Genomic DNA, 25,198 nt, shown 5'->3' with positions numbered 1-25,198 from the left:
CAACGGCTCCCACAGGGGTTCCTTGCCGTGCAGGTCAGGGCAACTTTCGCGAGTTGTAGCGACGTTCCCGGCAGGACAGTTCGTTCGTGCCGGTGGGGGCATGGGCCTGAGCTGTACTCCTCTTGCCCCGGGGCGGAGCGGTGGCGACTGCGGAATACTTCCCTTCACTTCCGGTGCCGCAGGTGAGGGCTTCTGCCGGTGGGCGCACCCTCGCACCCCTCACCACGGCCCCGACTCACTCGCCTCCTGCGTGGGATGTCAGGCCTCACCGGACGGTCGATGGACCCATATCTCCACCTGGGTGACTCATCACCCCCCACCTAGACTCGTCTTCATGAAGGAGACGGCGCAGTGGTTGACCTCGGAGGAACAGCACGCGTGGCGAGGCTTCATTCGGTTGCATGAACGGCTGGGGGGCCGGTTGTCGCGTCTGTTGCAGGCCGAGTCGAAGTTGTCGGCTGCGGACTATGCGGTGTTGGTCAGTCTGACGGATGCGCCGGACGGGCGGCAGCGTTACCAGGATCTGTGCCGTGAGCTGGAGTGGGAGAAGAGCCGGATGTCCCACCACATCGCGCGGATGGCGGGCCGCGGGCTGGTGGTGCGGGAGGAGTGTTCTGAGGACGCACGGGGGGCGTTCGTGGTGATCACACCGACAGGGCGGGCGGCGATCGAGGCGGCGGCTCCGCGGCACGTGGAAGCCGTGCGGGAGCTGTTCCTGGACCATGTCACGCCGGCGGAGCTGCGGATGCTGGCCGAGATCTCCGATCGTGTGGTGAAGAAGCTGGACGAGGAGTCGTCCTGAAGGCACGCGCCCATCGCCCAGACCTTCGACGGCGGCAGGGGGCCGAGGCGCCCCAGGGCAGCCTGAAGCATCGGCGACACGACTGCGGACGGGCGAAAAGTTGATGCATCAACGATGTGCGGTTAGGCTCGGGGCGTGCCGACCGAGTCTCCCGTCGAGTCGAGCGGAATCCGATCCAGGAGGAGGGCCCATGGCGGTCGAAGTGAGCAACCGGCCCGAGGCGAAGCGCTACGAGGCCCGGGTTGACGGAAAGCTCGAGGTCGCGGGCGTCGCGGAGTACATCCGTACGGCGGAACTCATCGCGTTCGTTCACACCGAGGTCGAGCCGGAATACGAGGGCAAGGGAGTCGGGTCCGCGCTGGTCCGCACCGCTCTTGACGAAGCACGCGCCTCGGGGCTGCGGGTACTGGCCACCTGCCCCTTCTTCGCGGGCTGGATCGCTCGTCATCCCGAGTACCAGGACCTGCTGTACCAGTCCCGCAGCAAGGTCAGCGACTAGCGCAGCCGCACACGGCAGTGATGGAAGCCGGTATGAGCGACAGGCCCGCGAGGAAGGCGTACGAGGGCGAGTCGATCACCGTGACCTTCCAGGCCCGGCGCTGCCTGCACGCCACCGAATGCGTCCGTGGTCTGCCGGAGGTCTTCGACACGGCCGTGCGGCCGTGGATCCGGCCCGACGGTGCCGCGGCCGATCGTGGGAGGTGCCGGTCGCGCAGGCCAACAACGTCTACGTCTTCCCCGCCGTCGGGCCGGCCGTGGCCGGCTGCCGGGCCTCGCGGGTGACCGACCGCATGACAGGGGCAGCGGCGCGGGCCGCGGTGCAGGCGGGCTCCGACGGGATGACCCCGCTGCTGCCACCGCTGGTGGGCATGCGGGACGCGGCCCGCGAGATTGCACTGGCCGTGGCGAAGGCTGCCGTCGAGGACGGCGCCGCAGCCGGGGCCACGGAGGGCGAGCTGCGTGCCGTGATCTCGGCGGTGCAGTGGACACCGCGGTACGCGGCCTGACCACTGGGGCCGCATCAACTCACCTCCGGTGAGCACCGGTTCAATTCCGGTCGCGGCGCGTGACCGGCTCAGCCGACGGGGTGGCCGACGGCCTTGGGGGAGGGGCCGTACTGGTTGGTGTCCGGGGCGCTGTCCACCGCCATGCCCATGAGGTAGACGATCGGGCCGACGACCGGGATCAGGGCGATGAGCATCCTCCAGCCGGACTTGCCGGTGTCGTGCAACCGGCGGACGGAGACGCTCAGCATGGGCACGATGAACGGCAGCAGGAGGACGCTCAGCAGCGGGACCTCGATCGCGAAGCTGATCCCGACGAGTACGACGGTGGCACTCGTGTACAGCACCGAGAACCACCAGTACTCCGCGCGCCGGGCGCGACCGGAGAACGTGGCGTACTTGGCGGTGAGGCATGTGCGTGCCGCGTCGGCGAACGACATGGTGGTCACAGTGATCCTTTCGCAGAAACGTTATGGGAGACGGTGGGTCGGGCGGCGGGGCGCCACTGTGTCTTCACCGCCAACGGGGCTCCGGGTTCGTGCCGTTGTACGGGTATCGCGCCGCGGTTGCCGATGCGTGGGGAACCGGGTGCGTAGGTGGGACTGTTGACCCTTCGTCGGGGGTGTAGCCGTCCCAGCCGCTCTGGAAGACCTCCTTGAATAGCGGCATGACCGCCGCCGCCAGGGAGGCGCCGGTGGTCGCCTGCACCAGCTGCAGCAGATCGGTGGCCGCGTCGAGGTCCTCGACGGTCAGTTCTTCTCCGTCGCGCATGCGGACCAGGGCGTCCCTGAACGCCTCGACGATGTGTGCCGCGCGGGGGTCGAACAACTCCGGGTCGTTGTACGACGGATCGGTGGTCGACGTCATGATGGTCTGCTCCTTCGAAGGGGGTGTCTTGTGGCGGGCATCAGTACGGTCGGGGGCGTCCGATGATGGGCGAGCTTGCCGACGCCTCGGCGAGATCACCTCGCCTCCTGGATAGGCCTATCCAGTTTCTCGATCCGGATAGGCCTATCCGAATCACTGGGTCAGTGTAGCGCTGAAATCGGATAGGCCTATCCGATTGCTAGACTGGCCGACATGACTCCTGGCGCCCAGCACCCCGACGACACCGCCGCCCAGCCTCTGCGCAGTGACGCCGAGCGCAACCGGGAGCGCATCATCGCCGCCGCCCGCACGGTGTTCGCGCGCGACGGCCTGAACGCTTCCATGGCCTCCGTGGCCCGCCAGGCAGGGGTGGGAATCGCCACCATGTTCCGCCGCTTCCCCACCAAGGAGGAACTGGTCGACGCCGTCTTCGTCGACCGTATGAACGCCTACGCCGACACCGTCGCCGTTGCCCTCGACGATCCGGACCCCTGGAACGGGTTCGTCGGCTACATCGAGACCGCCTGCGCGATGCAGGCGGCCGACTCCGGCTTCGCCGACGTGTTGACCATGACCTTCCCCGCCGCCAAGGCCCTGGAGAAGCGCCGCAACGAGGCCTACGAGGGCATGGTGCGGCTCATCGACCGTGCCAAGGCCGCAGGCCGCCTGCGCGAGGACTTCGACCCCTCGGATCTGGTGCTGCTGCACATGGCCAACGCCGGCGTCGTCAGCGCCACCGGCGACGCCGCTCCCGACGCCTGGCGACGCGTCGCCGCCCTGCTGATCCAGTCCTTCGCGGCTCCCGCCCGCGGCCCGCTGCCCGCCTCGCCCGAGCACGACGCCCTCTACAAGGCCATGCTCCGCGGCAGCCCGACGGACATCACCTCGCCGGAGCCGGGAAAGAACGGCTGACCGCAGGGCCGAAACCACCGCGCCCGGCCGGGGCACGGCGGTGCCCTAGCCGAGGAGGCTGCCGCCGGTGGCGTCGATGAACGCCCCGGTGATCCAGCGCGCTTCGTCGGTGGCGATGAAGACCACCACGTCGGCGATGTCCTCCGGCTCGCCGAGGCGCTTGAACGCCGACGACTGGGCCATCTGCTCCCGGACCTCGGGGATCTTGAAGAACTCACTCCCGTTGTCCGTGGTGCCGGGGGTCACGGTGTTGACGGTGATTCCCCGGGGGGCGAGGTGGCGCGCGAAGGTCCGCGAGAGCTGTTCGAGGGCGCCCTTGGTCATCGTGTAGACGGTGTGCGCGGGTTGACGACGCGGGTCAGAGCGGAGGAGATGTTGATGATGTGTCCCCCGTCGGGGATCAGCCCGAGGGCGCGCTGGATGATGAAGAAGGGCGCCTTCGTGTTGACCGCGAACATCCTGTCGAACTCCTCGGCAGGGACCTCCCCCAGAGCGGTGCCGGGGGCCGAGGTGTCGGCGGCGTTGTTCACCAGGATGTCCAGGGTGGTCCGCCCGGTGCGCTCCTTCAGGCCCGCCTCCAGACCCTGGAACAACTGATCGACGTCGCCGGGCACGCCCAGTTCCGCGTGGACCGTGAAGGCCTGGCCGCCGTCCTTCTCGATGTGCTCGACGGTTTCCTGAGCGGCCTGCTTGTTGTGCGCGTAGTGCACGGCGACCAGGGCTCCCTCACGGGCCAGGGCGACGGCCGTGGCCCGGCCGATGCCCCGGCTGGAACTGGTGACGAGAGCGGTCCTGCCGTTGAGCTTCTTCACGATGATGTCCCTTCGAAGTCCGGTCGAACCGTGGCACGCACGATGTCGGGAAGCGCTTGACGTCGAGCGGCGTTCCGACGTGTGGATCATCGGTCGAGGTCGGGATGTGGATGTAGTGGCTGTGCGGTGAGTGATGTTCCAGCGGCCGTCTTCTGCGCGGCAGTGGCTGGTGAGTTCGGCGACGGGTCCGGCGCTTGCTGCCGGACAGTGGGCGGGCCTGATCCGGTGGCTGTGGGAGCCGGCGGCGTTCAGCCGGGCAGGCGATCAGGCCGTTGTGTCCCCGGGGTCATGCCGGCGTGGTCTTCGGCGTGATGGTGTCGGGGCTGGTGCGGGTCTTGAGGACGAAGTCGAACTCCATGGTCCTGTAGGGGCCCTGGAAACCGTGTTCGGCGATGTCCTCGGGGTCCTCGTGCAGGACGGTGTCGGCCTGCAGGGCGGGAGGGGCCAGTGTCCCCGCCGACGAAGTCGACGGGGATGACGGGGTCGCCGCGGAAGTAGATTTCGCCCCGCCAGGGGGCGATCAGGTCGGAGTGGTGGACCTCGTAGTGGATGTGGGCCGGACGGTAGAGGCTGCGGCCGACGGCCGCGACGGCTTCGGCGACCCCGTCGACCGCCGTGATGTGGGGATCGGCGTAGGCGACCGGGGTGATGGTGGTGAAGGTGTAGCGGCCGTCGGCGTCCGTGAACTGGTGCCCGCGCAGGTTGTACTTGGGCACCCCGTCGTCGTACAGCCCGGAGTAGTTGCCGTTGTTGGCTGCGTGGTAGATGTCCAGCTTGGCGCCCGCGAGCGGCCGGCCGTGGCCGTCCAGAACGCGGCCGGAGACGATCAACGGGGTTCCGGGTTCGTCCGGTTGCATCTGCAGTGTGCCTGGGTTGTCGATGCGTGGGGAACCGGGGATGAAGGTGGGGCTGTTGACGTCTTCCGACGGGGTGTAGCCGTCCCGACCGCCCTGGAAGAGCTCGCTGTACAGCGGCATGGCGACCAGCGCCAGGGGGGCGCCGGTGGCTGTCTGGGTCCGTTGCAGCAGGTCGGTGACCGCGTTGAGGTCGTCGAAGGTGAGCCCCTCCTCGTCGCGCATGCGGGCCAGAGCGTTCTTGAACGCTTCGACGAGACGTACCGCGCGGGGGTTGATCAGTGCCGGGTCGACATAGGACGGATCGGTGGTTGTGGTCATGCCGGTCTGCTCCTCGAAACAGCGGGGGATTGGCTGATGGCAGGCATCAGCAGGCCGCGGGTGTCAGGGGACGAGCTGCTCGCCGGACTCCGTGGTCCTCATGACGCCGGAGGCCGCGAACGTCGCGGTCGGCAACGTTCATCGGAGCGGAGCCCTTCTCCTTGATCGCGCCGCGGCCCGGAACACCGCGGCGCGATCAAGGTCCGGCGAAGGGCGGATCACGAAAGCCGGTGCGGTGTCAGAGGCTGAAGACGAGCTCGGCCTGGTCGCGCTTGGTGGTGTGCAGCTCCCAGTAGACGGGGGAGATCTGCTCAGGCTTGGCTGTCGGGAATCCGGGGACGACCGACATGCCGATCGACACGTCGATGCCGACATGGGCGGCCTGGATGCCGGTGCCGTCCAGCTCCTTGTGCAGGTTGATCGCCCAGTTGCGCAGCGCAGCGGCGGCGGCGTTGACGTTTCCGACCTGCGGCACGGGGTCGATGGAGCCGGCGCCGGTGGTGTAGAGCAGCGTGCCCGCGGCCGCCTCACGCATCGCGGGCAGCACCGCCTTGGTGGCGGCGATGGCCCCGTACAGCTGGAACTCGATCTCGTGCTGCACGTGAGACGGTTCGGTCTCGGCCGGAGTGGTCAGAGCGGTGGAGCCCATGGTCCCCACCGGGGAGTACTCCAGCACGTCGATGCCGCCGAACTGCGCGGCGGCGTCCTTGAGCGCCTGGGAGAGCGCGTCGCGGTCGAGTACGTCCGCAGGGAACGCAGCGGCGGTGATGCCCTCGGCGGTCAGCGTGCCGACGAGACCGTCGAGCTTCTCGCGGTTGCGGGAGATCAGGGCGACATCGAAACCCTGGGAGCCGAAGGTGCGGGCGATGGCCAGGCCCAGCTGGGGGCCGGCTCCGACGATGGCGATGCTGGTCACGGCAAGTCCTTTCGTGGATGTCATGGCAGGGAAGCCAAAATTGGATAGCCCTATCCGGTTCCTTGATTCGGATAGGGCTTTCCGGTTCACTGACGCAACGGTACCACGAAAATGGATAGGGCAATCCGATTACTCGTAGCGGCCGCAGGGGCGGGGATTTCCAGGGCCCGATGGGTGGTGGTCCGCGCCGGCTGATGCTCCTCGCCCTTGCCGGCCCCTTGACGGGGCACCGCTTCCGGCCTCGGTGACGAGGTCTTCCACCGCCTGCGCGACTCCGTCGTGCGCGGCGAACTCGTCCCCGGCGAGAAGGTCAAGGACGGTGAGCTCGCCGGGCGCCTCGGCCTCAGCCGCCCCCGGTGCGCGAGGCGCTCGCCCGGCTCGCCGACACCACCGCCGCACTCGCCGCCGACGACCGCTTCCACGCCGCCCCCATCGCGGCAGCGGACAACCCCGTGCTCAGCCGGATGGTCGATCAGCTCCACCCCCAGATCCACCGCATCCTCTACCGCAATTTCTCGACCCTGCTCGGCGGCCGCAACACCGTCGAACACCACGACCGACTCATCGACGTCTGCGCCGGCGGCGACGCCCGCACCGCCGCCGAACTGTCCGGCCGGCACTGGTCCGAACTTGGCGATCACATCAACCAGCTCTTCGGCACCAACCAGTTCGCCGAAGCGGCCACCGGTTAGGACGCCAGTCTTTGCCGATGATTGTCCAGGCTCCATACGGGCAACGCCATCCGGGAGCGTCCCCGTGCGAGGTCGCGGTCTGGGTGGACTGACGAGGTTGTGGCGACCTCGGGGCATGTGAGCCGAGGAGGGGCTTTGGTGCACTCGGGGCAACAGGCGAAGCTGTGCGTGTGCAACGTGCCCCGAGCCTGGACGAACTGGGGCTTTCCTCAAGGCGCGCCGTGCACAGCTGAGCCCCGGCGAGGTCGGGCTGCCCGACAACAGTGGGCCCCGGCGTGTCTCCGGTCTGCGACCGTCGTGCTCAGTCGGCGATCCGCAGCAGCAACTTGCCCGTTGACGTGCGCCCGCCCATGAGCCGGTGGGCCTCGGCCGCCTCCTGCAGGGGAAACTCCGCGGTGACCGGAAGGCTCACGGTGCCGTCGGTGACCGTACGGAAGGCACGCTCGGTGAGCGAACGCAGTGCCTCGGGCGCCGACTGTGCGAGTGCCAGGACGGAGAAGCCCGCGACGGAACGGCCCTGTGCGTAGAGTTCGGGCTGCCCGACGTGCCACGGCTCTGCCCCGCTTGCGTTGCCGAAGGACGCCAGGCGCCCGAAGACGGCCAGGGTGTCGAGACCGCGGCGAAGGGTGTCGCCGCCCACCGGGTCGAGCACCAGGTCGACCCCCCTGCCGCCGGTGGCGCGGCGGACGTCCTCGGAGAAGGTGTCTGTGGTGAACACCTCGTCGTAGCCGTGCTTGAGGGCGTGCCCCGTCTTGGCCGCGGAGGAGACCACGCCGTACACCGCGCCCGCGCCCGCCGCGCGAGCCAGCTGCCCGGCCACCGTGCCGATGCCGCCCGCCGCGCCGTGCACCAGCACATTCTCTCCGGCGCGCAGTCGACCCACCTCATGGAGCAGGGCGTGCGCGGTCGGCAGCACGGTGGGCAGCGTCGCAGCGGTCCGCAGGTCCAGGCCCTCGGGGAGCGGGAAAACGGTGGCGCTCTCGGCGACCACCACCTCGGCGTAGGCGCCGCTGTTGACGAGGGCCGCGACTTCCTGACCCGGGTGCAGTCCCTCGACGCCGTGGCCGACGGCCCGGATCCGTCCGGAGACTTCCAGGCCCGGGCGGAAGGGCAGCGATTCCACCCGATACCCCTCCGCGCGCGCCTTGAGGTCCGCGAAGTTCACGCCCACATACGCGGCGTCGATGGTCACCTGGCCTGGCCCGGGCTGGGGGGTTTCGGCCGTCACGAGTTGCAGCACCTCGGGACCGCCGTACTCCTGGAACTCGACTGCACGCATCAGCGGAACGCACCCTTCGGTGAAGTGTTCAATGGAAAGCGAACACCGGGACTGTAAGATGCTCATCGAACACTAAGCAAGCGGCTGGGACTCCCCGGGGTGACCCAGCGAGGATGCGCAGGGCGGGAGAGGGGCATGTCGAAGCAGGCTGCGGGCAGCAGTCACCGTGCGGCGCCGGTGCACACGGATCCCGAAGAGGTGTCCGTCCTGACCGCGCTGTCCGCGCTGGCCGACCCTGTGCGCATCCAGCTGATCCGCGAGTTGGCGGGCTCAGCCGACTGGACGCGCAGCTGTGGCAGCTTCGACGTGCCCGTCGGCAAAGCCGCACTCAGTCACCACTTCTCGGTCTTGCGCGGCGCCGGCCTGGTCGAACAGCGTGACCAGGGGCCCAAGCGAGTCAACCGACTGCGCCGCGAGGAGTTCGATGCGCGCTTCCCCGGACTGCTCGACCTGCTCCTGCGCCCCGATGGCGCCGACTGAACAGTGGCCCGTGCGCCGGCCCTGACCAGTCATGCAGCCCGCCAACCCGCCCGGCGGCAGGGCGGGTTGGGGTGGTCAGGGCTTGGATGCTGTTCTTGTCGCCACCCTGATGCCGCGTCGGTCGCGGCGTCAGGTGCACCGCCGGCTGAGCGCGGGGACCGGCGACGTGCCGGTACCCGCGCCGGCTGGCAGGCGGCCGCACCGGCGGTCAGGCTGACCGCAACTCGAACCAGTCGAAGGCCGCGCTGCCTCGCGTGGCGTACATGCCGAAGACCCGGCCGGTGAAACCGCCGGCGACCTCGGTGGTGAGGTAGCGGCCGTCGAGTTCGGCGAGGATCTCGAAGTCCCCGCTGTCCGTCTCGTAGCCCAGGCGGAGGGTGTCGGGGCCGCCGACCCGGAGGCCGGGCGGGGGAGTCGCGTCGGGGCCCGTGCCCCGGGTCGTGACCGTGGGAGGCAGGATGTCGGAGGTCGTGACGTCGATCCGCAGGGTCAACGGGCCGGATGGTACGGCTCGTTCGGCGACGGCGTGGCGCAGCGGGCCGATCCTGGCGACCGCGCGGACCATGCCGTCTGACACCTCCACCTCGTAGTGGTGTGCCTCGTCCAGCCGTACCGTGAGCCCGCCCCGGCCGCCTTCCGCGACGTCGGCCACTGTGCGCGCGGTGCAGTCGGCATCGCGCTGGCGCCGTCCCACGAAGAGTGCGCCGGGCTTGTCCAGGCTGTCCCCGCGGGCGTGCAGCACCAGGTGGCCGGGCCGTTCGTCGAGACGGGCGGCCTCCGGGTCGTGGCGTCGGAGCGACACCCAGCACGGCGCGAGGGCGGGGGAGTCGAAGTCGTCCCGGTCCGGCTCCTGGGGCCAGGGGTGCGGCGCCAGTGCCGGGGCCTGCGCACGCAACTCCAGCGGGCCGGGCAAGGGCCACTCGTCCTCCCACCGCACGGGCGCCAGGAACGTCTCCCGGCCCATGCCGTGGTACATCGGTGTGTCGCCGCGGGGCCTGGTGCCGAGCAGCACCATCCACCACGTGCCGTCGTGTGCCTGCACCAGGTCGCCGTGGCCGGTGTTCTGCACCGGGTGACTGGTACTGCGGTGGGACAGCACCGGGTTGGCGGGGTGGGGTTCGAACGGCCCGGGCAGGGCGCGGGCCCGGGCCAGCGACAGCGCGTGCCCGCGTTCGGTGCCGCCCTCCGACAGCAGCAGGTACCACCAGTCGCCGACCCGGTACAGGTGCGGGCCCTCGGGATACTGCAGCCCGCTGCCCGACCACATCGGCACCGGCTCGCCGAGCAGTTCGCCGGACTTCGGGTCGATGCGGACCCCGCGGATGCCGTCCGACGAGAACACGCACCAACACGTCCCGTCCTCTTCCCAGGCCAGGTCGGGGTCGATGCCGGGTACGCCGATCGGTACCGGGTCCGACCACGGTCCCGCGGGATCCTCGGCGGTCACCAGGATGTTGCCCGCCCCGGCGACCACGGTCGTGATCAGCCAGAACCGGCCGTCGTGGTACCGCAGTGTGGGCGCGTACACCCCTGTGGAGGACGGGGCCGTGCCGGGCAGCTCCAGCTGCGAGGGCCGGTCCAGGACGTGCCCGATCAGCCGCCAGTGCACCAGGTCACGGCTGTGCCAGATCGGCACCCCCGGTACGTACTCGAAGCTGGATGTCGCCACGTAGTAGTCGTCACCGGCCCGGCAGATGCTCGGGTCCGGGCTGAAGCCGGGGATCACGGGATTGTCGAAGAACGCCATGTCCGTCCTGAAGGGTGTGGTCGGGGGGAGTGAACACCGAGGCGGGCCGCACGGGTCGAATTGAACTGTTGAAGCGCTTCGAAAGTTCGCATGCCGGTCTGTGGCATGTCAACAGGTCAGCAAGGTGTGGACGGGTCGTTATGGCAGAGGCGATGTTGAAGCGCTTCGATCAGGCATCGTCCTGGGTCGTGGGCGACGGGCGTTCCGTCTGTGTCGGCCTGGCTGGTGACGGCTGGGAGCCGAGCATGTCGAGGAGGACCAGGGCGTCGTACTCGGGTGTGTCCCGCTCGGCGTAGTACGTGATCAGGCGGTGGCCGGGGGTGCCGTCCAGTTCCATGGACTGGTAGCCGGGAGTGAGGTCGCCGACCTCGGGGTGATGGAACGTCTTGCTGCCATGGGTGTGCCAGCGCACGTCGTACCGCTCCCACAGGTCGGTGAATTCCGGGCTCTTTCCCAGGAGTTCGTCGACGAGTTCGACCAGGTCCGGGGCGTCGGGCTCCAGGCTGTACAGCGCGCGCAGGCGGCCGACGACGGCGCGCAGCTGCTCGTCCCAGTCGTCGAACAGCGTGGTCGCGTCGGGATGGAGGAAGACGTAGCGCACCACGTTGCGCTTGTCCGGCGGCCAGTCCGCCATGCCGGCGAACAGGCGCAACCCGCCGGGGTTGCAGGCGAGGATGTCCATGGTGCGGCTGATCACATACGCCGGGAAGGGCTGGAGGTTCTCCAGCATCAGCTCGGCCCCGGCCGGGACAGCCCGGGTGGACAGCGAGCCGGACTCCACGGGGGCGCTGCCCGCAGCCAGGGCGACGAGCTCGCGCAGGTGCGTGTGCTCGGCCGGGTGCAGGCGCAGGGCCCGGGCGAGGGCGTCGACGACCGAGGGGCTGGGGTTGGTCTCCTTGCCGCGTTCCAGACGGACGTAGTAGTCGACGCTGACCCCCGCGAGCGTGGCCAGCTCCTCCCGGCGCAGCCCGGGAGTGCGCCGCAGTCCGGGGCCGGTGGGCAGTCCGGCCTCTGCGGGGGTGACCTGTGCGCGGTGGGCCCGCAGGAAGGTTCCCAGTTCGGTGTCGGCATTGCCGTTCTGCCGCTCGCGTGCCATGCGCCCAGTGTGGCAGGCCGGGCGTAATGGGGCCATGAGCTGGGCTGACGCGCGGAGAGGGGCCCTGTCACACCCCCGAACGCCGCTCCCCGGCACAACGCGGCCTGCCACCTCGCGCGCCCCGGGCGCAGGGTGGATCACGGATCACTCATCCGCCGACGGCCGCCGAGCCACCTCGTCCCCAAGCCGCGCCCACGATCACGAGCCTGCTGCTCAGGCCGGCCCCCACCGCCGCGCCCGCCGCACCTGGGAAAGACCCCGAGAAAGAGGCGAAGCCATGACCACCACGACGGCTTGGACGGACGACGAACTCGACCGCGTCGGACATGCCGAGGAACTGCAGATCGCGTCACTACGGCGCGACGGCGGGCTCAGCAGCCGACGGACCATCTGGGTCGTACGCCTCGGCGACGACATCTACGTCCGCTCGGTCAACGGCCCCGGCTCCGACTGGTACCGCGGCACCCGCGTACGCCAGGAGGGCCGCATCCAGGCCGGCGGAGTGACCAAGGCCGTCACCTTCGTCGACGCCGCCGACGACGAGGTCAACGACGCCGTCGACGCCGCCTACCGCGCCAAGTACGGCCACTACGCCGCCTACATCATCCAGGCCATCACGAGCCCCGAGGCGAGCTCCACGACCATCCGGCTCGTGCCGCGCCCGGACGGCTCCTGACCCACAGGCTTCAACGGCCACGGAGCCGTCGAGGAACCACGCACACCCCCCACGACCGGAGACAAAGTGTTCACCATCAACGCTTACGGCGCGACGTCCGCGACCGAACCGCTCGTCCCCATGACCATCGAGCGCCGGGACGTCGGCCCACGCGATGTCCTCATCGAGATCAAGTACACCGGTATCTGCCACTCCGACATCCACCACACCCGCAGCGACTGGGGCCCGGTGAGCTACCCCGTCGCCCCCGGTCATGAGATCGCCGGAGTCGTCACCGCCACCGGCTCGGAGGTCACCGAGCACGCCGTCGGCGACCGGGTCGGTGTCGGCTGCATGGTCGACTCCTGCCGCGAGTGCGACGAGTGCCGAAAGGGCAATGAGCAGTACTGCCTGAAGACACACACCTTCACCTACGGCGGCGTAGACAGGGACGGCCGACCCACCCAGGGCGGCTATGCCACACACATCGTCGTGGACCAGGACTTCGTCCTGAAGATCCCCGAGGGCATCGGACTGGACGAGGCCGCGCCGCTGCTGTGCGCCGGCATCACCACCTATTCACCGCTGACGCACTGGGGCGCCGGCCCCGGCAAGAAGGTCGCGATCGTCGGCCTGGGCGGGCTCGGCCACATGGCCGTCAAGCTCGCCCATGCCATGGGCGCCGAGGTCACCGTCCTGTCACAGTCGCTGAAGAAGCAGGACGACGGGTTGCGCCTGGGCGCGGACCACTACTACGCCATCAGTGACCCGGTCACCTTCGAGAAGCTCGCCGGCACCTTCGACCTCATCGTGAACACGGTGAGCGCGAACCTCGACCTGGACGCCTACGTGTCGTTGCTGACCGTGGACGGCACCTTTGTCAACGTCGGCGCCCCGGCGGAACCGCTGTCGATCAACGCGTGGACCCTCTTCATGGGCCGCCGTTCGGTGGCTGGTTCGGTGATCGGCAGCATCCGCGAGACCCAGGAGATGCTGGACTTCTGTGCCGAGCACCGCCTGGGCGCCGAGATCGAGGTCATCCCTGTCGAGAAGATCAACGAAGCGTATGAGCGCGTCCTGGCCTCCGACGTGCGGTACCGGTTTGTGATCGACATCTCCACGTTGGCCTGACCGCCGCCCCGGCCTCCAAGACCACCCCGTACGGGAGCAGCCCCCGTCACGTCTCCCGTACGGGGTGCCGAGGTGCTCCCCCACGCATGGTCACCGTTTGACGACCGGCCAGAAGGCGTCCCTCACATCGGACTTGGAGGTGGAGACGAACTCCTCGCTGCCCGGCCCGTAGTCGTACGTGCCGTAGTACTCGTAGTGCAGGACGCTCGGGCAGCTGCCGCCGCTGATCTGCACCTCGCGCGGGTCGACACGCTTTCCGGTGCGCAGCTCGTAGACCTTCAGCGGGATCTTGACCTTGTAGAAGGTCACTTCGTGGGTGAGGTACTCGGACAGGTCGTTCTCGTAGTGGCACGTCTCGACGGCGGCTCCGTTCTTCGCCGTGTCCGCGCAGACCACGAGCGCGGCCTTGGCCGGGTCGCCGGTGCGCCAGTCGCTGGGGAGCTGGTCGGTGTACTCGGTGTCGCCGAGGAACATCGCGCGGTTGAACCCCTTGCGGTACGGCAGGGCACCGCTGTACTTGGCGGGCGTGTCGCAGTAGCCGGTCGACGCGCCGGTCGTGTCCTCGACCAGATCGCGTACCTTCCCCAGCTCGATGGCGAGGTCGGCCTTCTTCACCCCGCTGCGTGCCTGGTCCGTGCGTGCGTCGTCCGGGTACTCGTCGAGGAGGTGCTGGTAGTGCGCCCGCGCCTGCTGCCAGTCGTCCTCGTCCATCAGGTCGTCGCCGCATCCCACCAGTGCGGCGGGTTCCATGCGCGTCGCGGCGGTGGCGGAGCGGTCCAGTACGTCCTGGGTGGACTCGCGGCCGCGGAGCCATTCTGCGATGTCGGCGGTGTCGCAGGAGTCCTTGGTGGGCAGGCCGTCGAGGAAGGTGTCCAGGACCGTCCTGACGGTCTGCTCGTTGCCGGGCTTGTTCAGGACGCCGGCGAGGATGTCGAAGCCCCGCTCCAGGTCCTCGATGCTCCCGCTCCGTCCGGCGGCCAGCCTGGACGCGGCCCGCTCCAGCCGGTGGCACGCCTCCACCACCGCGTCGCCGGGTTCGACCACCGGTGCGCCCGCCAGGCGGTGGCCCCACCACACCTCACCCTGCGCGGCCACGGCCCTCTCGCAGTCGCCGCCCTCGCGGGCCTCGTTCACCGGGATCTTCCGAGGATGCCCCGGCCTTCAGGCCGGGGAGGAATCGGACTCCTGCGGAGCAGGGCAGGGAAAGGCGAATCGCCTTCAGGGCGATTCGCCGTCTGCCTCAGCAGCGTCGCGCTCGACCTCCAGGCGGTACACGATCTCGGAGTTGAGAGACCTGCGGGCTGACTTGGCCTGAGCGACCAGCCATTCGTGGAGGTCGACGGGCAGGCGCAGCGTGATACGTGTTGTCTCATCCATGACTCCAGACTAGTTGCTTGATGGCGCCTGAGGAGTGGTAGTGTGACACCATGACGACGCGGCAGGGGGCCGAGGATGCCGGGCGCGCCCGGTACACCTACCGGCTGCGTGTGTCGTCGACCGCCCGAACCACCCTCATGGCGGAGTGGGACCGGTGCCGGTGGATCTGGAACGAGTGCGTAGCCAAGTCGAAACAGACCCACGCCCGCAATCAGGAGCGGCCCGAGGCCGCCGAGAAGCTGACCTGCGGCCCGGCGCAGCTGGACAAGATGCTGACCGAGGCCCGCACCTGTACGCCATGGCTGGCCGAGGGCTCGTCGGTGCCGCAGCAGCAGCTCATCCGGGACTTCGGCCGTTCCCGCGCGAAGGCACAGAAGGACATCAAGGACCGGCTGCCGATGCACCGCCGGGCCGGGATGCCGAAGTGCAAGAAGAAGCGCGAGGCGCTGCCCACGCTGAACTACACCAAGCGCGGGTTCCGGCTCAAGGACGGCCGCCTGCACCTGGCAGGCGGCATCGTCGTGACGGTGGTGTGGTGCCGCGAGTTGCCCGCCGACCCCACCTCGGTACGCGTGTACCAGGACAGCATCGGCCACTGGTACGCCTCGTTCGTCGTCGCCACCGAGGTGCAGCCGTTGCGCGAGACCGGCAGGGTCCTCGGCGTGGACTGGGGCGTGAAGGAGACCGCGACCACCACCTCCGACACACACGACCTTCCCCATGCCCAGCACGGGAAGAAGGCCCAGGCCACGCTGACCCGGTACGACCGGATGATGGCCCGCCGCAAACCGAAGAAAGGCCAAGCCGCCTCCAGGGGCTACCGCGAGGCGAAAAGGTGGCGTGCGAAGACCTACGCGAAGATCGCACGGCAGAGACAGGACACCGGCCGCAAGTGGGCCAAGCGCGTCGTGACCGACCACGACGCCATCGCTGTCGAGGACTTCAAGCCGAAGTTCCTCAGCCGTACCACTATGGCCCGCAAGGCCGCTGACGCCGCGATCGGCGCCACCAAGCAGGCCCTGATCGAGATGGGCCGCAAGCACGGGCGGGACGTCCGCCTCGTGCACCCCACGCACACCACGATGGACTGCGCAGCCTGCGGAGCGAGAACCAAGCACGCACTGCCGCTGTCCGAGCGCACCTACACCTGCACCGCGTGCGGTGTCGTCTCTGCCAGAGACAAGAACTCCGCACGTGTGATGCTCGTCCGGGCAGGTCTCAACCCGGCTGGTGTCGAGGGCATAAGACCTCCGGGAGCGCCGCTCCCAGAGGCAGCCTGAGCCAGGAGTCCCCTCCCTTCAGGGAGGGGAGGATTCAAGCGGTCCTCGATTCCGTACGCGTCGACGCGCAACAGCACGGCGGTCAGCAGCACCGCGACCGTGACGGCGAGTGCGGCCGCGCGCTGCCCGCGTCGTACGACCTGCTCCGCGCGCCGGCGAGCCAGGAACCAGCCGTGGGCGATGCCGGCCGCCCACCACAGGAGCAGCAGGATCTCGCACCAGGTCTCGGCGGTCGATGCGGTGAGGTTGAGAAGCCAGCCCGTGCCGACTACGGCGAACGCGGCCGGCTTCCAGCGGCCCAGCAGCAGATAACCGATGCCGAGCAGCGAGGCGTTGCCGAGTGCCACCGCCACCGGGTCGCACGGCCTCGGGGCCCTGGGCGGCTCCGGCGGCTCGGGGGCTGCCGGTACGGGTCGTGTGTGTACGTAGGGGAGTCCACGGGCCATCACCCCTGAAGCGAAGCCGGTGCCGGGCCGCGTACGGAGAAGTAGTGGCGGCCGGTCTCGCCGCACACCATCCACAGGGCCGCCACATCGATGCCGGCGATCACGAACACCGGGAGGCTGGGCGCCCCGGAGGCCAGCGAGCCGACGAAACCGAGAACCGTCCCGAACGCCACGAAGGACAGGCTCACGATGAGCACGACGCGGACCCAGGGGCGGCGCCCCCGGGCCAGTACGACGCAGACGGCCATGAGCGCCGCCAGCGCCCAGCAGAACAGCGCCACGAACCAGGCCATGCCCATCGGCAGGAGCAGTTCCTGCCCGTGCTCCTGCTTGCTCCGGTTCTCCTCGATGATCGCCCAGCCGCCGAAGACCGTGCCCACCGCGTGCGCGGTGACGATCACGAGAACGAAGACGAGGGCCCCGGGCATGCGCACCTTCTCGGGCACAACAGCCTGACCGGGCTGATACGGAGAGCTCTGCATGGCGGATCACCTCACGCTTTCGTTGTCGGGCAGGTCGTAGACCCGGGCCCAGTCCACTTCGTAGACGGCGCTCTGCAGGTCGTCCCCGTGGAAGTTGTCGAGCTGGATGGTCTGGTGCATGGAGGGGGCGCACTGGATGCAGTCGCGGTCCGCGTCGGCGCCGTCGGCGAAGCGGAACCACTCCTCGCCGTCGATGAAGCCGCGCAGATGGTCCGGGGTCCACTCGATGGCGACGTTGTGCCACTGCGACAGGTCCACGCCGCACTTCTGGGCGAACTCCTGCTGCACGGGCACGCCCTCGGGGTGCGGGTAGTGCAGGAACGCCTCGGCGCAGCTCTCGCCCGGGGCGCCGTTCTCCAGGTAGTCGTACTCGCCGTCCTCGGGGTGCTTGTTCGAGTCCGGCCACAGGATCAGCAGCGGGTGGTACTGCCGCCCGTTGTCGGGGGCGGTGGCCCGGGAGCGTACGCGGGCCTCCCACCGGCCGTACTGCCGGCCGTACGGCGAGGCGAGCCAGCCGGTGTCGCCGTTCGCCTCGCCGGTCATGCGCAGTACGTCGCCGACGACCCGGGTGTTGACGTCGCAGCGGCGGCCGTTGTCGCTGTGGCCGGGCCAGCACTTGCCGGGGCCGCCGCCCGCCAGGCGCCACTTGTCGCGGTCGGGTATGGCGGGGTCGGCCTCGGAGCCGTAGTCGAACTCGTCCGACCACTCGGGCAGCGGGGCGCCCCAGCCGTACCGTTCGGCGGCGGTCGTCGGAGTGGCGGGGGCGGCGTTCACCGCGGTCGCCGTAAGCGTCGCCGCGAGTGCCGCCGCGCCGAACCCCACGGCGAGGTGCCGGGCGCGAAGTCGTCCGTACATGACTCCCTTTCAGCTGTCGTGCCTTGCGGACAAGGGGGACGGCCCGAGCCCTCCCCTCGCGGGGCTCCGACCGCGCCGTGGCCCGTCCTGGCCACGTCCCTCGGCCAGTCGACCGCCGTACGCCGTTGTTCGGCAGGTCCTCGCCCGGCACCGAACAACCCGCGAACCGAACGCGCTGGTAGGGAGGAAGCGTGAGGATCGAGTGAACTCCCGTGTCGTGCCTGCCGATACCCGGAAGTTCGATTGCGGCCGTCCCCGCGACTCCCTACCGTGGGCGCCCGAGTGGACCCGCTGGGTAATGGCGTGTCGGCGACCAGGTGGACGAGGGGAGAGCGGGCACGTGTCGGCACCAACAGGACCGGGGCGCACCGAGGGCGAGCTGGATCCGGAGGCCGGACCGGTGCCGCGGTTCGCCGCCGAACTGCGCGCGCTGCGCGAGTCCGCGGGGAGACCCACGTACCGGGCGATGGCCCAGCGGGCGCGGTACGGGGTGACCACCCTGTCACAGGCGGCGGCAGGGAAGCAGCTGCCCACCCGCGCGGTGACGCTCGCCTACGTGAAGGCGTGCGGCGGCGACGTGATCGAGTGGGATCGGCGCTGGCGCGAGGCGTCGGCCGAGTTGGCCGCCGAGACCGCCGACGACGAGACCTCCCGGCCGCCGTACCGCGGCCTGGCCCGGTTCGAACCGGGCGACGCCGAACTGTTCTTCGGCCGCGACCAGCTCGTGGAGCGGCTGACCGAGCTGAACCGCAAGCACCGCTTCACCGCCGTCTTCGGCCCCTCCGGCAGCGGCAAGTCCTCCCTGCTGCGCGCGGGGTTGATCCCACGGCTGCGCACCCCGCGCGACGGCGAAGGCGCCGGAGACCGTGACACCACGCCCGCGGCCGTACGCATCCTCACACCCGGTGCGGACCCGCTGCGCACACACGCCGACCGGCTCCTGCCCGTACCCGGCACCGACGCCGACACCTGGCTGATCGTCGACCAGTTCGAGGAGCTGTACACCCTCGGCGCCGACCCGGCCGACCGGGACACCTTCATCGACCGCCTCGTCGCTGCCACCGACGCCGACAGCCGGCTGCGCGTCGTCATCGCGGTGCGGGCCGACTTCCTCGGCCGTTGCGCCGAACACCCCGGCCTCACCGCCGCGTTGCAGGACGCCACGCTGCTCGCCGGGCCGATGAGCCGCGCGGAGCTGCGGGAGACCATCGTCCGCCCGGCCGCCGCAGCCGGCCTGATCGTCGAACGCTCCCTGACCGACCGCCTCCTGGACGAGGTCGAGGACGCCCCGGGCGGACTGCCGCTGATGTCGCACGCCCTGCTGGAGACCTGGCGCCACCGCAGCGGCCGCGTCCTGACCGAGAGTGCTTATGTGGCGGCCGGTGAACTGCACGGTGCCGTCGTCCGTACGGCCGAGCAGGTGTACGGCGAACTCACCGCGTCACAGGCCGAGCTGGTCCGCCGTATTCTGCTCCGCCTCGTCGCCCCCGGCGACGGCACACCTGACACGCGTCGGCCCACCGAGCACGCGGAACTCGACTTCGGCAGCCCCGCCGACACCCGAGTGGTACTGGAACGCCTGGTCCGCGCCCGCCTCATCACCTTCGACGACGGCACCGTCGACCTCGCCCACGAAGCCCTCATCACCGCCTGGCCCCGACTGCGCGCATGGATCGACGCCGAACGCGACCGGCTGCGCGTCCACCGCTCGCTCTCCGAGGCGGCCCGCACCTGGGAGGCGCTCGGCCGGGAGAACGCCGCGCTCTACGCCGGCTCCCGTCTGCACGCCGCCCGCGACGCCTTCCCGCAGGACGCCGCACGGGAGAACCACCGCAGCGAGGAACTCACCCCGCTGGAGCGGCAGTTCCTCACCGCCTCGATCCGGCGCCGACGCCGCGCCGCGCGACTGCGCCGTACGGTCGTGGCCGTACTCGCCGCGCTCGTGCTGCTCGCCACCGGCACCGCCGTCGTGGCCCTCCAGGCGCGCGCCACCGCGCAGGCCGAGCGGGACGAGGCCGTCTTCGGCCGCCTCACCGCCGAGGCCGACCGTGTCCGCGAGACCGACGCCGGGCTGGCCGCCCGGCTCGACGTCGCCGCGCACCGCATGCGCTCCACCCCGGACCTGCGGACCCGGCTGGCCTCGGACGCGGGCCGCGTGCTGGCCACCCGGCTGCCCGGCCACGACGGTGTCGGCAGCTCCGTGGCGTATGCGCCCGACGGCCGCACCCTCGCCAGCGGCGGCCACGACGGCACGGTCCGGCTGTGGGACACCGGCACGGGCCGGCCGCTGGGCGAACCGCTGCACCTCCGTACGGGACCGGTCGGCGCGGCCGCCTTCGCTCCGCAGGACGGCGACCTGCTGGTGGCCACGGGGAAAGGCGGCGGCATCCGACTGTGGGACGTACGCGACCGCCGGCGGCCCCGCCCCGTCGGCCGGCCGCTGGTGAGCCACGACGAGGAGAACATCGTCTCCGTCGCGTTCGCCCCCGACGGCCGGACGCTGGCCACCGCGGGCGACGACGGGACCGTACGGCTGTGGGACCTCAGCGACCCGGCCCGCCCCGCGCCGCTCGGCGAGCCTGCCGAGGCCGACGAGTCGGAGGCGGGCAGCGTCCGCGCCGTCGCGTTCGCCCCGGACGGGGACACCCTGGCCACGGCCGGTTTCGACGGGACCGTACGGATGTGGCGGTTCAGCGCCGACGACGGCATCGCACCGCTCGGCAAGCCGCTGCGCGAACACACCGCCTCCGTCTGGGCGTTGGCCTTCTCCCCGGACGGGCGGACGCTGGCCACGGCCGGCTTCGACGAGACCGTACGGCTGTGGGACGTGTCCGACCCGGGCCGCCCGGAGCCGCTGGGTGAACCGCTGACCGAGCACACCGCGCCCGTCATGTCGGTGGCGTTCAGTCCGGACGGCGAGACCCTGGTGAGCGCGGGCGAGGACGACGCGCCGATGCTGTGGAACGTGGCCAACCCGGCCTACCCGCAGCAGCTGGGGGAGCCGCTGACCGGCCACACGGAGGCGGTGTGGGATGTGGCCTTCAGCCGCGACGGCCGTACCCTCGCCAGCACCGGTGCCGACGGCAGCGTCCGCCTCTGGCACCGGCCGCCGACCGTCCTCACCGACTTCACCAACCCCCTCACCGCCGTCGCCTACCGCCCCGACGGCCGTCTGCTCGCCGCCGCCAGTACCGACGACGCCCTGATCCGCCTGTGGGACGTGGCCGATCCGGGCAACCCGCGCCGCCTCCTGCGTACCCTCACCGGCCACGAGGACGAGGTGCTGGCCGTCGCCTTCGCGCCGGACGGCCGTACGGTGGCCAGCGGCTCGCAGGACGGCACCGTACGGCTGTGGGACGTCTCCGCGCCCGAACGTCCCGCCCCGCTCGGCACACCGCTGGACGCGCACGACGGCGGCGCCCTCGCCGTCGCCTTCGCGCCGGACGGCCGCACGCTGGCCACCGGCGGCGAGGACGCCACGGCCCGGCTGTGGGACGTACGCCGGCCGGACTACGTACGGCCGCTCGGCGCACCGCTGCACGGCCACGCCGACGCCGTCACGTCCGTGGCCTTCGCACGGGACGGCCGCACCCTGGCCACCGGCAGCGAGGACGCCACGGCCCGGCTGTGGCACGTGGGTGACGAGGCGCGGGCGCGGCCCGCGGGCTTCGCCCTCACCGGGCACGACGAACCGGTCAACGCGGTGGCCTTCGCCCCGGACGGCAAGACGCTGGCAACGGGCAGCGACGACCGTACGGTGCGGCTGTGGGACGTACAACAGGCGGACCGCTCACGGCCGTTGGGGGAGGAACTGGCCGGGCACCGCGGGCCCGTCAGGTCCGTGGCCTTCGCCCCGGATGGGAAGACGCTGGCGACGGGCAGCGGCGACCACACGGTCCGCCTGTGGGACGTGGCCGACCCGGCCCGTGCCGAGCCCTACGGCCGGCAACTCACCGGCCATGTCGACACCGTCACCTCGGTCGCGTTCAGCCCGGAAGGCGACGCCCTCACCTCCGTCGGCTACGACCTGACGGCCCGGGTGTGGACCCTGCACGCGGACCGCGCGGCGGACTACGTCTGCGCCCGCACCGGCGGCGTCCTCACCCGCGCCGAATGGGAGGAGCACCTGCCGCGCCTCGGGTACCGGGAGGTGTGCGAGGGGCGTTAGGGGCGCTCAGGGAATGGTGAACTTCAGCACGGCACCCTCCTTGTTCTGCGCGACGACGGTGGCCTTCAGATCGTCGCCCCACTTGGCCACACCGCCCTGGCCACCGAGCCGCATCACGGCGCTCGGTGTCTCGAAGGTGACGGAGCCGTCCCCCGGGGTGACATGCACGTCCATCCCGTTCGCCGTGATCCACACCGGCGAGGTCACCAGGACCTCGCATTCACCGTCCGAGCAGGCGTCGGTGTTCTTGCCGTCCGCCGCCTTGGGCAGCGGGCCGGTGGGCGTGGGCGTGGGCGTGGGCGAGGCCGCCTCCTCGTCGGGATTCCAGCCCGGGGAGCACTGCTCGGCGCGCTGGTACGCGGCCGCGAGCTGCGGATCCTTCTTCGTCAGCGCGAGCAGATCCGGCTGGGGCGGGGTGAGGGACTGGACGCGCTTGTCGACGTCCGCGACGATGCCCTCGGCGTCGACGGCGGCATCGATCAGCGGCACCTCGTCGAGGTGGTCCGCGACGCCCTTCACCTTCTTCAGCAAGGCGTTGCGCAGCCGGTCGGCCGCGGGAACGCCCGACGGGTCGAGCTCCGTCAGGGCGCTCTCCACATCGTCCACCGCCGACGGTGTCCGGGAGAGGTAGCTGACGGCGAAGAGGTGGGCGTCCGAGCCGGCCTCGTCCGGGTTCCGGATCTGCTGCAGATCCGCTGCGCTCTCCGCCCGGAGGTCTTCGAGCGCACTCGTCTGCACGCACATGTCGCCGACCCACTCGACCAGTTCCCCGGACGGCGGCCGTGTCGGCGCCGGCTGGGCCAACGCCCTGCCCGACGCGTCGGCCTTCTCGTCCGTGCCGCCGCCGCAGCCGCCGACGGCCAGTATCAGCCCGGCGGCCACGACGGCGACGCTCCCTCTCCTGAACATCCAAGGACCTCTCTCCGTGCTGTGATCCCGACGTCTTCGCGGTGCGGATGCCGGCACCGTCGGCCCAGTTCAATGCGGCACGGATTGTTCGGTCACCCGGTCCGCAGCGGTGAACAAACACTGCCGGTGAACTCGCCGAAGGGTGGTTCTCGATCAGCGGTGGGAGGGGAGCCCGCCCGCGTCCGTGGGGCCGCTGAGGTGAGCTCGGGCGGCGGTGCGGAAGACGGTGACCAGGCGGCTGCGGTCGCCGGCGCGGGTGGCGAGGACGACGTGCGCCGGCTCGAGTCCTTCGAGGGGGATCGTGGTCAGGTCCGGGCGGTGGTAGGTGGTCATGGCACCGGCGGGTGTGATGGCGTCGCCGGCGGCCACGAGTTCGAGTTTGTCCTCCACCGTCTCCACCAGCGGCCCGTCGGGTGCACGGCGGCCGTCGGGTCGGGGGTCGACGCGCCAGAAGGCGTTCCATGCGGCATCGCGCAGGCGTGGGGTGGTTCGTCGGCGATGTCGTCGAGGGTGACGGACTCCTTGCCGGCGAGGCGGTGGTCGACAGGTACCAGCAGCAGCCGCGGCTCGTCGTAGAGGACGGTGACGTGCAGCTGGTCGGTGGTGAACGGGAGGCGGGCCACGACGGCGTCCACCTGGTGATCCAACAGCGCCTGGCGCGGTTCGTCCCAGGACAGGTGGACGGTGTGCACGTCGGCGTCCGGGTGGCGCCGGCGCAGTGCCCGTACGGCAGGCGTGACGATCAGACCGGTCGTGTAGCCCACGGTCAGTCGCGTCGGTTCGGCCGCCGCCCGCGTCTGCGCCGCCGAACGCAGCAGCGCCTTGGCGCGCGGCAGGAACACCGCTCCGGCCTCGGTGAGCTCCGCTCCCCGGGGCGTACGGTCCAGCAGGCGGGCGCCGAGTTGTTCCTTCAGGCGCTGGATCTGTCGGCTCAGGGAGGGCTGGGCCAGATGCAGGGCGGCAGCGGCGCGGCCGAAGTGGCGGTGCTCGGCGACGGCGGTGAAGTAGCGCACCAGCCGAAGGTCCAGATCCGCGTGGGCCTCGGGCGTGTCGGTCATACCCCGACTGTAACGCCGGTCGGACGGGCGACGACTCGGCCGGTACGCATGCTGACCTGCAGTGATTCATATTCTGCATCGCGGTTTGCAGAACAGGTTTTGGACGGCGGTCCCGTCGTGCACGCATGGTGAATGCACCGCCCCGTGGTCACTTCGGCCAGACCGGGGCGCCCCCACAGACCTCGGAGGAAGTGCGCCATGTTCGTCATCATGGGAGCCAACGGGCAGACCGGCGGAGCGGTCGCCCGCACCCTGCTGCAGCAGAAGCAACCCGTTCGTGTGGTGCTGCGGCCGGGCCGCAGCGGGCAGGAATGGCAGAACCTCGGCGCTCAGGTGGCCCACGCCGACGTACGGGATGCTGCCGCGCTGACCGAAGCCTTCACCGGCGCCCGAGCGGTCTACGTGCTCAACCCCCCGGACTACGCATCCGACGACATGTCGGCCTCCGCGCGTGCCGTCGCCGACGCCTACCGCACGGCACTGGCCGCCGGAGGCACCCGGGCGGTGACCCTGTCCTCGATCGGTGCCCAGCACCCGGAGGGCACCGGCAACGTCGTCACGACCCACATCCTGGAGCAGGCCCTGCGCCCGCTGGGCGCGAGCTTCGTGCGAGCCGGGAACTTCATGACCAACTGGCTGCCCAGCGTGCCGGCCATGCGTGGCGGTGCGCTGCCCAGCTTCTTCGCACCGCTGGACCGGCCGATCCCGCACGTCGCCGTCGGGGACATCGCCGACACCGTCGTACGGGAGTTGCAGCGCACCGACAGCCGCACCGTCGAGCTCGCCGCTGCCGCCGACTACACGCCCTCCGAGGTCGCCGCCGCCTTCTCCGCCGCGCTGGGCCACCCGGTCGTGGCGCAGGTCATCGCACGCGACCAGTGGCAGCAGGCCCTCGAGCAGATGGGGTTGCCGCCGGCGGCGATCGGCAGCTGGGTGGAGATGCGGGAGGGCTTCAACACCGGCTCAGTCAAGATTTTCGTGATGGGGTGACCGAATGTCACTTCGGTGGCATGGTCCGCAGTGTGTGACGACTTGCTGGACATGGTGTTTCCGCA

Annotated in this window: 24 protein-coding genes and 2 pseudogenes; 12 read left to right on the top strand and 14 right to left on the bottom strand. The window is 70.5% G+C overall.

From position 1 onward, the window contains the following. Positions 1–334 precede the first annotated feature (334 nt). From ACFV7R_RS39135 to ACFV7R_RS39120, 4 genes are all read left to right on the top strand, one after another. Positions 335–802, top strand: a complete 468-nt coding sequence (locus tag ACFV7R_RS39135; RefSeq protein WP_385273009.1) for a MarR family winged helix-turn-helix transcriptional regulator — start codon at positions 335–337, stop codon at positions 800–802. A gap of 190 nt (positions 803–992) precedes the next feature. Next, positions 993–1,301, top strand: coding sequence for a GNAT family N-acetyltransferase (locus ACFV7R_RS39130; RefSeq protein ID WP_385273006.1), 309 nt, complete (start codon positions 993–995; stop codon positions 1,299–1,301). A gap of 20 nt (positions 1,302–1,321) precedes the next feature. Beyond that, the gene (locus ACFV7R_RS39125) at positions 1,322–1,585 is read left to right on the top strand and encodes a (4Fe-4S)-binding protein (RefSeq protein ID WP_385273003.1); all 264 of its coding nucleotides are present in this window, start codon (positions 1,322–1,324) and stop codon (positions 1,583–1,585) included. Next, complete coding sequence (locus ACFV7R_RS39120) at positions 1,504–1,809, top strand: malic enzyme-like NAD(P)-binding protein (protein ID WP_385273000.1); 306 nt, start codon at positions 1,504–1,506, stop codon at positions 1,807–1,809. The genes ACFV7R_RS39125 and ACFV7R_RS39120 overlap by 82 nt, the downstream gene beginning before the upstream one ends. A gap of 68 nt (positions 1,810–1,877) precedes the next feature. Here ACFV7R_RS39120 and ACFV7R_RS39115 read toward each other — a convergent pair whose 3' ends face one another. Both ACFV7R_RS39115 and ACFV7R_RS39110 read right to left on the bottom strand, forming a co-directional pair. After that, the gene (locus ACFV7R_RS39115) at positions 1,878–2,246 is read right to left on the bottom strand and encodes a DUF805 domain-containing protein (protein WP_385273099.1); all 369 of its coding nucleotides are present in this window, start codon (positions 2,244–2,246) and stop codon (positions 1,878–1,880) included. A gap of 73 nt (positions 2,247–2,319) precedes the next feature. Next, positions 2,320–2,673, bottom strand: a complete 354-nt coding sequence (locus ACFV7R_RS39110; RefSeq protein WP_385272998.1) for a hypothetical protein — start codon at positions 2,671–2,673, stop codon at positions 2,320–2,322. Positions 2,674–2,886: 213 nt separating this feature from the next. Here ACFV7R_RS39110 and ACFV7R_RS39105 point away from each other — a divergent pair, with 213 nt between their 5' ends. Then, entirely contained in the window at positions 2,887–3,585 is a 699-nt protein-coding gene (locus ACFV7R_RS39105) for a TetR/AcrR family transcriptional regulator (protein WP_385272996.1), read from the top strand. Positions 3,586–3,630: 45 nt separating this feature from the next. Here ACFV7R_RS39105 and ACFV7R_RS39100 read toward each other — a convergent pair. The 3 genes and pseudogenes from ACFV7R_RS39100 to ACFV7R_RS39090 form a co-directional block, all read right to left on the bottom strand. Continuing rightward, positions 3,631–4,487: pseudogene (locus ACFV7R_RS39100) on the bottom strand (SDR family oxidoreductase). Between the two features lie 158 nt (positions 4,488–4,645). Next, positions 4,646–5,572 (bottom strand): hypothetical protein, encoded by a 927-nt coding sequence (locus ACFV7R_RS39095; RefSeq protein ID WP_385272993.1) that lies wholly within the window; start codon positions 5,570–5,572, stop codon positions 4,646–4,648. Between the two features lie 238 nt (positions 5,573–5,810). Beyond that, positions 5,811–6,488, bottom strand: coding sequence for an SDR family NAD(P)-dependent oxidoreductase (locus ACFV7R_RS39090; RefSeq protein WP_385272990.1), 678 nt, complete (start codon positions 6,486–6,488; stop codon positions 5,811–5,813). Positions 6,489–6,844: 356 nt separating this feature from the next. Between ACFV7R_RS39090 and ACFV7R_RS39085 the strand changes: the two genes are divergently transcribed. Next, on the top strand, positions 6,845–7,180 hold the full coding sequence (locus ACFV7R_RS39085) for an FCD domain-containing protein (protein ID WP_385272987.1): 336 nt from the start codon (positions 6,845–6,847) through the stop codon (positions 7,178–7,180). Positions 7,181–7,481: 301 nt separating this feature from the next. Here the strand turns inward: ACFV7R_RS39085 and ACFV7R_RS39080 are convergent, their stop codons facing one another. After that, positions 7,482–8,459: a zinc-binding alcohol dehydrogenase family protein gene (locus ACFV7R_RS39080; protein WP_385272984.1), complete on the bottom strand. Its 978-nt coding sequence runs from the start codon at positions 8,457–8,459 to the stop codon at positions 7,482–7,484. Between the two features lie 135 nt (positions 8,460–8,594). Here ACFV7R_RS39080 and ACFV7R_RS39075 point away from each other — a divergent pair, with 135 nt between their 5' ends. After that, entirely contained in the window at positions 8,595–8,939 is a 345-nt protein-coding gene (locus ACFV7R_RS39075; protein WP_385272981.1) for an ArsR/SmtB family transcription factor, read from the top strand. Positions 8,940–9,147: 208 nt separating this feature from the next. Here ACFV7R_RS39075 and ACFV7R_RS39070 read toward each other — a convergent pair whose 3' ends face one another. Next, positions 9,148–10,686, bottom strand: a complete 1,539-nt coding sequence (locus tag ACFV7R_RS39070; RefSeq protein WP_385272978.1) for a glycoside hydrolase family 43 protein — start codon at positions 10,684–10,686, stop codon at positions 9,148–9,150. A 169-nt stretch (positions 10,687–10,855) separates the two neighbouring features. Further along, a complete protein-coding gene (locus ACFV7R_RS39065; RefSeq protein ID WP_385272975.1) occupies positions 10,856–11,782 on the bottom strand; it encodes a helix-turn-helix domain-containing protein in 927 nt (308 codons plus the stop codon). Positions 11,783–12,059: 277 nt separating this feature from the next. Between ACFV7R_RS39065 and ACFV7R_RS39060 the strand changes: the two genes are divergently transcribed. After that, positions 12,060–12,458 carry a DUF2255 family protein gene (locus ACFV7R_RS39060; protein ID WP_385272972.1) on the top strand — a complete coding sequence of 133 codons (399 nt, stop codon included), beginning with the start codon at positions 12,060–12,062 and terminating at the stop codon, positions 12,456–12,458. A 66-nt stretch (positions 12,459–12,524) separates the two neighbouring features. Beyond that, a complete protein-coding gene (locus ACFV7R_RS39055; RefSeq protein ID WP_385272969.1) occupies positions 12,525–13,568 on the top strand; it encodes an NAD(P)-dependent alcohol dehydrogenase in 1,044 nt (347 codons plus the stop codon). A gap of 90 nt (positions 13,569–13,658) precedes the next feature. Here the strand turns inward: ACFV7R_RS39055 and ACFV7R_RS39050 are convergent, their stop codons facing one another. Together ACFV7R_RS39050 and ACFV7R_RS39045 are read right to left on the bottom strand one after the other, a co-directional pair. After that, complete coding sequence (locus tag ACFV7R_RS39050) at positions 13,659–14,702, bottom strand: tol-pal system YbgF family protein (RefSeq protein ID WP_385272966.1); 1,044 nt, start codon at positions 14,700–14,702, stop codon at positions 13,659–13,661. Between the two features lie 84 nt (positions 14,703–14,786). Continuing rightward, positions 14,787–14,945: an Arc family DNA-binding protein gene (locus ACFV7R_RS39045; protein ID WP_385272963.1), complete on the bottom strand. Its 159-nt coding sequence runs from the start codon at positions 14,943–14,945 to the stop codon at positions 14,787–14,789. Between the two features lie 50 nt (positions 14,946–14,995). Between ACFV7R_RS39045 and ACFV7R_RS39040 the strand changes: the two genes are divergently transcribed. Continuing rightward, positions 14,996–16,225 (top strand): RNA-guided endonuclease InsQ/TnpB family protein, encoded by a 1,230-nt coding sequence (locus tag ACFV7R_RS39040; RefSeq protein ID WP_385272960.1) that lies wholly within the window; start codon positions 14,996–14,998, stop codon positions 16,223–16,225. Between the two features lie 445 nt (positions 16,226–16,670). Here ACFV7R_RS39040 and ACFV7R_RS39035 read toward each other — a convergent pair whose 3' ends face one another. Then, a complete protein-coding gene (locus ACFV7R_RS39035) occupies positions 16,671–17,153 on the bottom strand; it encodes a hypothetical protein (protein ID WP_385272957.1) in 483 nt (160 codons plus the stop codon). Between the two features lie 6 nt (positions 17,154–17,159). Further along, the gene (locus ACFV7R_RS39030) at positions 17,160–18,008 is read right to left on the bottom strand and encodes a glycoside hydrolase family 16 protein (protein ID WP_385272954.1); all 849 of its coding nucleotides are present in this window, start codon (positions 18,006–18,008) and stop codon (positions 17,160–17,162) included. A gap of 340 nt (positions 18,009–18,348) precedes the next feature. Here ACFV7R_RS39030 and ACFV7R_RS39025 point away from each other — a divergent pair, with 340 nt between their 5' ends. Next, a complete protein-coding gene (locus ACFV7R_RS39025; protein WP_385272951.1) occupies positions 18,349–22,176 on the top strand; it encodes a WD40 repeat domain-containing protein in 3,828 nt (1,275 codons plus the stop codon). 6 nt (positions 22,177–22,182) lie between these two features. Here the strand turns inward: ACFV7R_RS39025 and ACFV7R_RS39020 are convergent, their stop codons facing one another. Beyond that, positions 22,183–23,085: a hypothetical protein gene (locus tag ACFV7R_RS39020; protein WP_385272949.1), complete on the bottom strand. Its 903-nt coding sequence runs from the start codon at positions 23,083–23,085 to the stop codon at positions 22,183–22,185. A 153-nt stretch (positions 23,086–23,238) separates the two neighbouring features. Further along, positions 23,239–24,143: pseudogene (locus ACFV7R_RS39015) on the bottom strand (LysR family transcriptional regulator). Between the two features lie 198 nt (positions 24,144–24,341). On the opposite strand from ACFV7R_RS39015, the gene ACFV7R_RS39010 reads away from it, so the two are divergent. After that, the gene (locus ACFV7R_RS39010) at positions 24,342–25,133 is read left to right on the top strand and encodes an NmrA family NAD(P)-binding protein (RefSeq protein WP_385272946.1); all 792 of its coding nucleotides are present in this window, start codon (positions 24,342–24,344) and stop codon (positions 25,131–25,133) included. Positions 25,134–25,198 lie beyond the last annotated feature (65 nt).

Origin of the sequence: Streptomyces sp. NPDC059866, assembly GCF_042731325.1 — a bacterium.
Taxonomy (GTDB): domain Bacteria; phylum Actinomycetota; class Actinomycetes; order Streptomycetales; family Streptomycetaceae; genus Streptomyces; species Streptomyces flavusporus.
This window is presented reverse-complemented; position numbering and strand designations above follow the sequence as displayed.

Excerpts from the sequence above, each read along its gene's own strand:
- ACFV7R_RS39135 (WP_385273009.1), top strand. The coding sequence starts at position 335 with ATGAAGGAGACGGCGCAGTGGTTGACCTCGGAGGAACAGCACGCGTGG.
- ACFV7R_RS39130 (WP_385273006.1), top strand. The coding sequence starts at position 993 with ATGGCGGTCGAAGTGAGCAACCGGCCCGAGGCGAAGCGCTACGAGGCC.
- ACFV7R_RS39125 (WP_385273003.1), top strand. The coding sequence starts at position 1,322 with ATGGAAGCCGGTATGAGCGACAGGCCCGCGAGGAAGGCGTACGAGGGC.
- ACFV7R_RS39115 (WP_385273099.1), bottom strand. The coding sequence starts at position 2,246 with ATGTCGTTCGCCGACGCGGCACGCACATGCCTCACCGCCAAGTACGCC.
- ACFV7R_RS39110 (WP_385272998.1), bottom strand. The coding sequence starts at position 2,673 with ATGACGTCGACCACCGATCCGTCGTACAACGACCCGGAGTTGTTCGAC.
- ACFV7R_RS39105 (WP_385272996.1), top strand. The coding sequence starts at position 2,887 with ATGACTCCTGGCGCCCAGCACCCCGACGACACCGCCGCCCAGCCTCTG.
- ACFV7R_RS39095 (WP_385272993.1), bottom strand. The coding sequence starts at position 5,572 with ATGACCACAACCACCGATCCGTCCTATGTCGACCCGGCACTGATCAAC.
- ACFV7R_RS39080 (WP_385272984.1), bottom strand. The coding sequence starts at position 8,459 with ATGCGTGCAGTCGAGTTCCAGGAGTACGGCGGTCCCGAGGTGCTGCAA.
- ACFV7R_RS39075 (WP_385272981.1), top strand. The coding sequence starts at position 8,595 with ATGTCGAAGCAGGCTGCGGGCAGCAGTCACCGTGCGGCGCCGGTGCAC.
- ACFV7R_RS39070 (WP_385272978.1), bottom strand. The coding sequence starts at position 10,686 with ATGGCGTTCTTCGACAATCCCGTGATCCCCGGCTTCAGCCCGGACCCG.
- ACFV7R_RS39065 (WP_385272975.1), bottom strand. The coding sequence starts at position 11,782 with ATGGCACGCGAGCGGCAGAACGGCAATGCCGACACCGAACTGGGAACC.
- ACFV7R_RS39060 (WP_385272972.1), top strand. The coding sequence starts at position 12,060 with ATGACCACCACGACGGCTTGGACGGACGACGAACTCGACCGCGTCGGA.
- ACFV7R_RS39045 (WP_385272963.1), bottom strand. The coding sequence starts at position 14,945 with ATGGATGAGACAACACGTATCACGCTGCGCCTGCCCGTCGACCTCCAC.
- ACFV7R_RS39040 (WP_385272960.1), top strand. The coding sequence starts at position 14,996 with ATGACGACGCGGCAGGGGGCCGAGGATGCCGGGCGCGCCCGGTACACC.
- ACFV7R_RS39035 (WP_385272957.1), bottom strand. The coding sequence starts at position 17,153 with ATGCAGAGCTCTCCGTATCAGCCCGGTCAGGCTGTTGTGCCCGAGAAG.
- ACFV7R_RS39030 (WP_385272954.1), bottom strand. The coding sequence starts at position 18,008 with ATGTACGGACGACTTCGCGCCCGGCACCTCGCCGTGGGGTTCGGCGCG.
- ACFV7R_RS39020 (WP_385272949.1), bottom strand. The coding sequence starts at position 23,085 with ATGTTCAGGAGAGGGAGCGTCGCCGTCGTGGCCGCCGGGCTGATACTG.
- ACFV7R_RS39010 (WP_385272946.1), top strand. The coding sequence starts at position 24,342 with ATGTTCGTCATCATGGGAGCCAACGGGCAGACCGGCGGAGCGGTCGCC.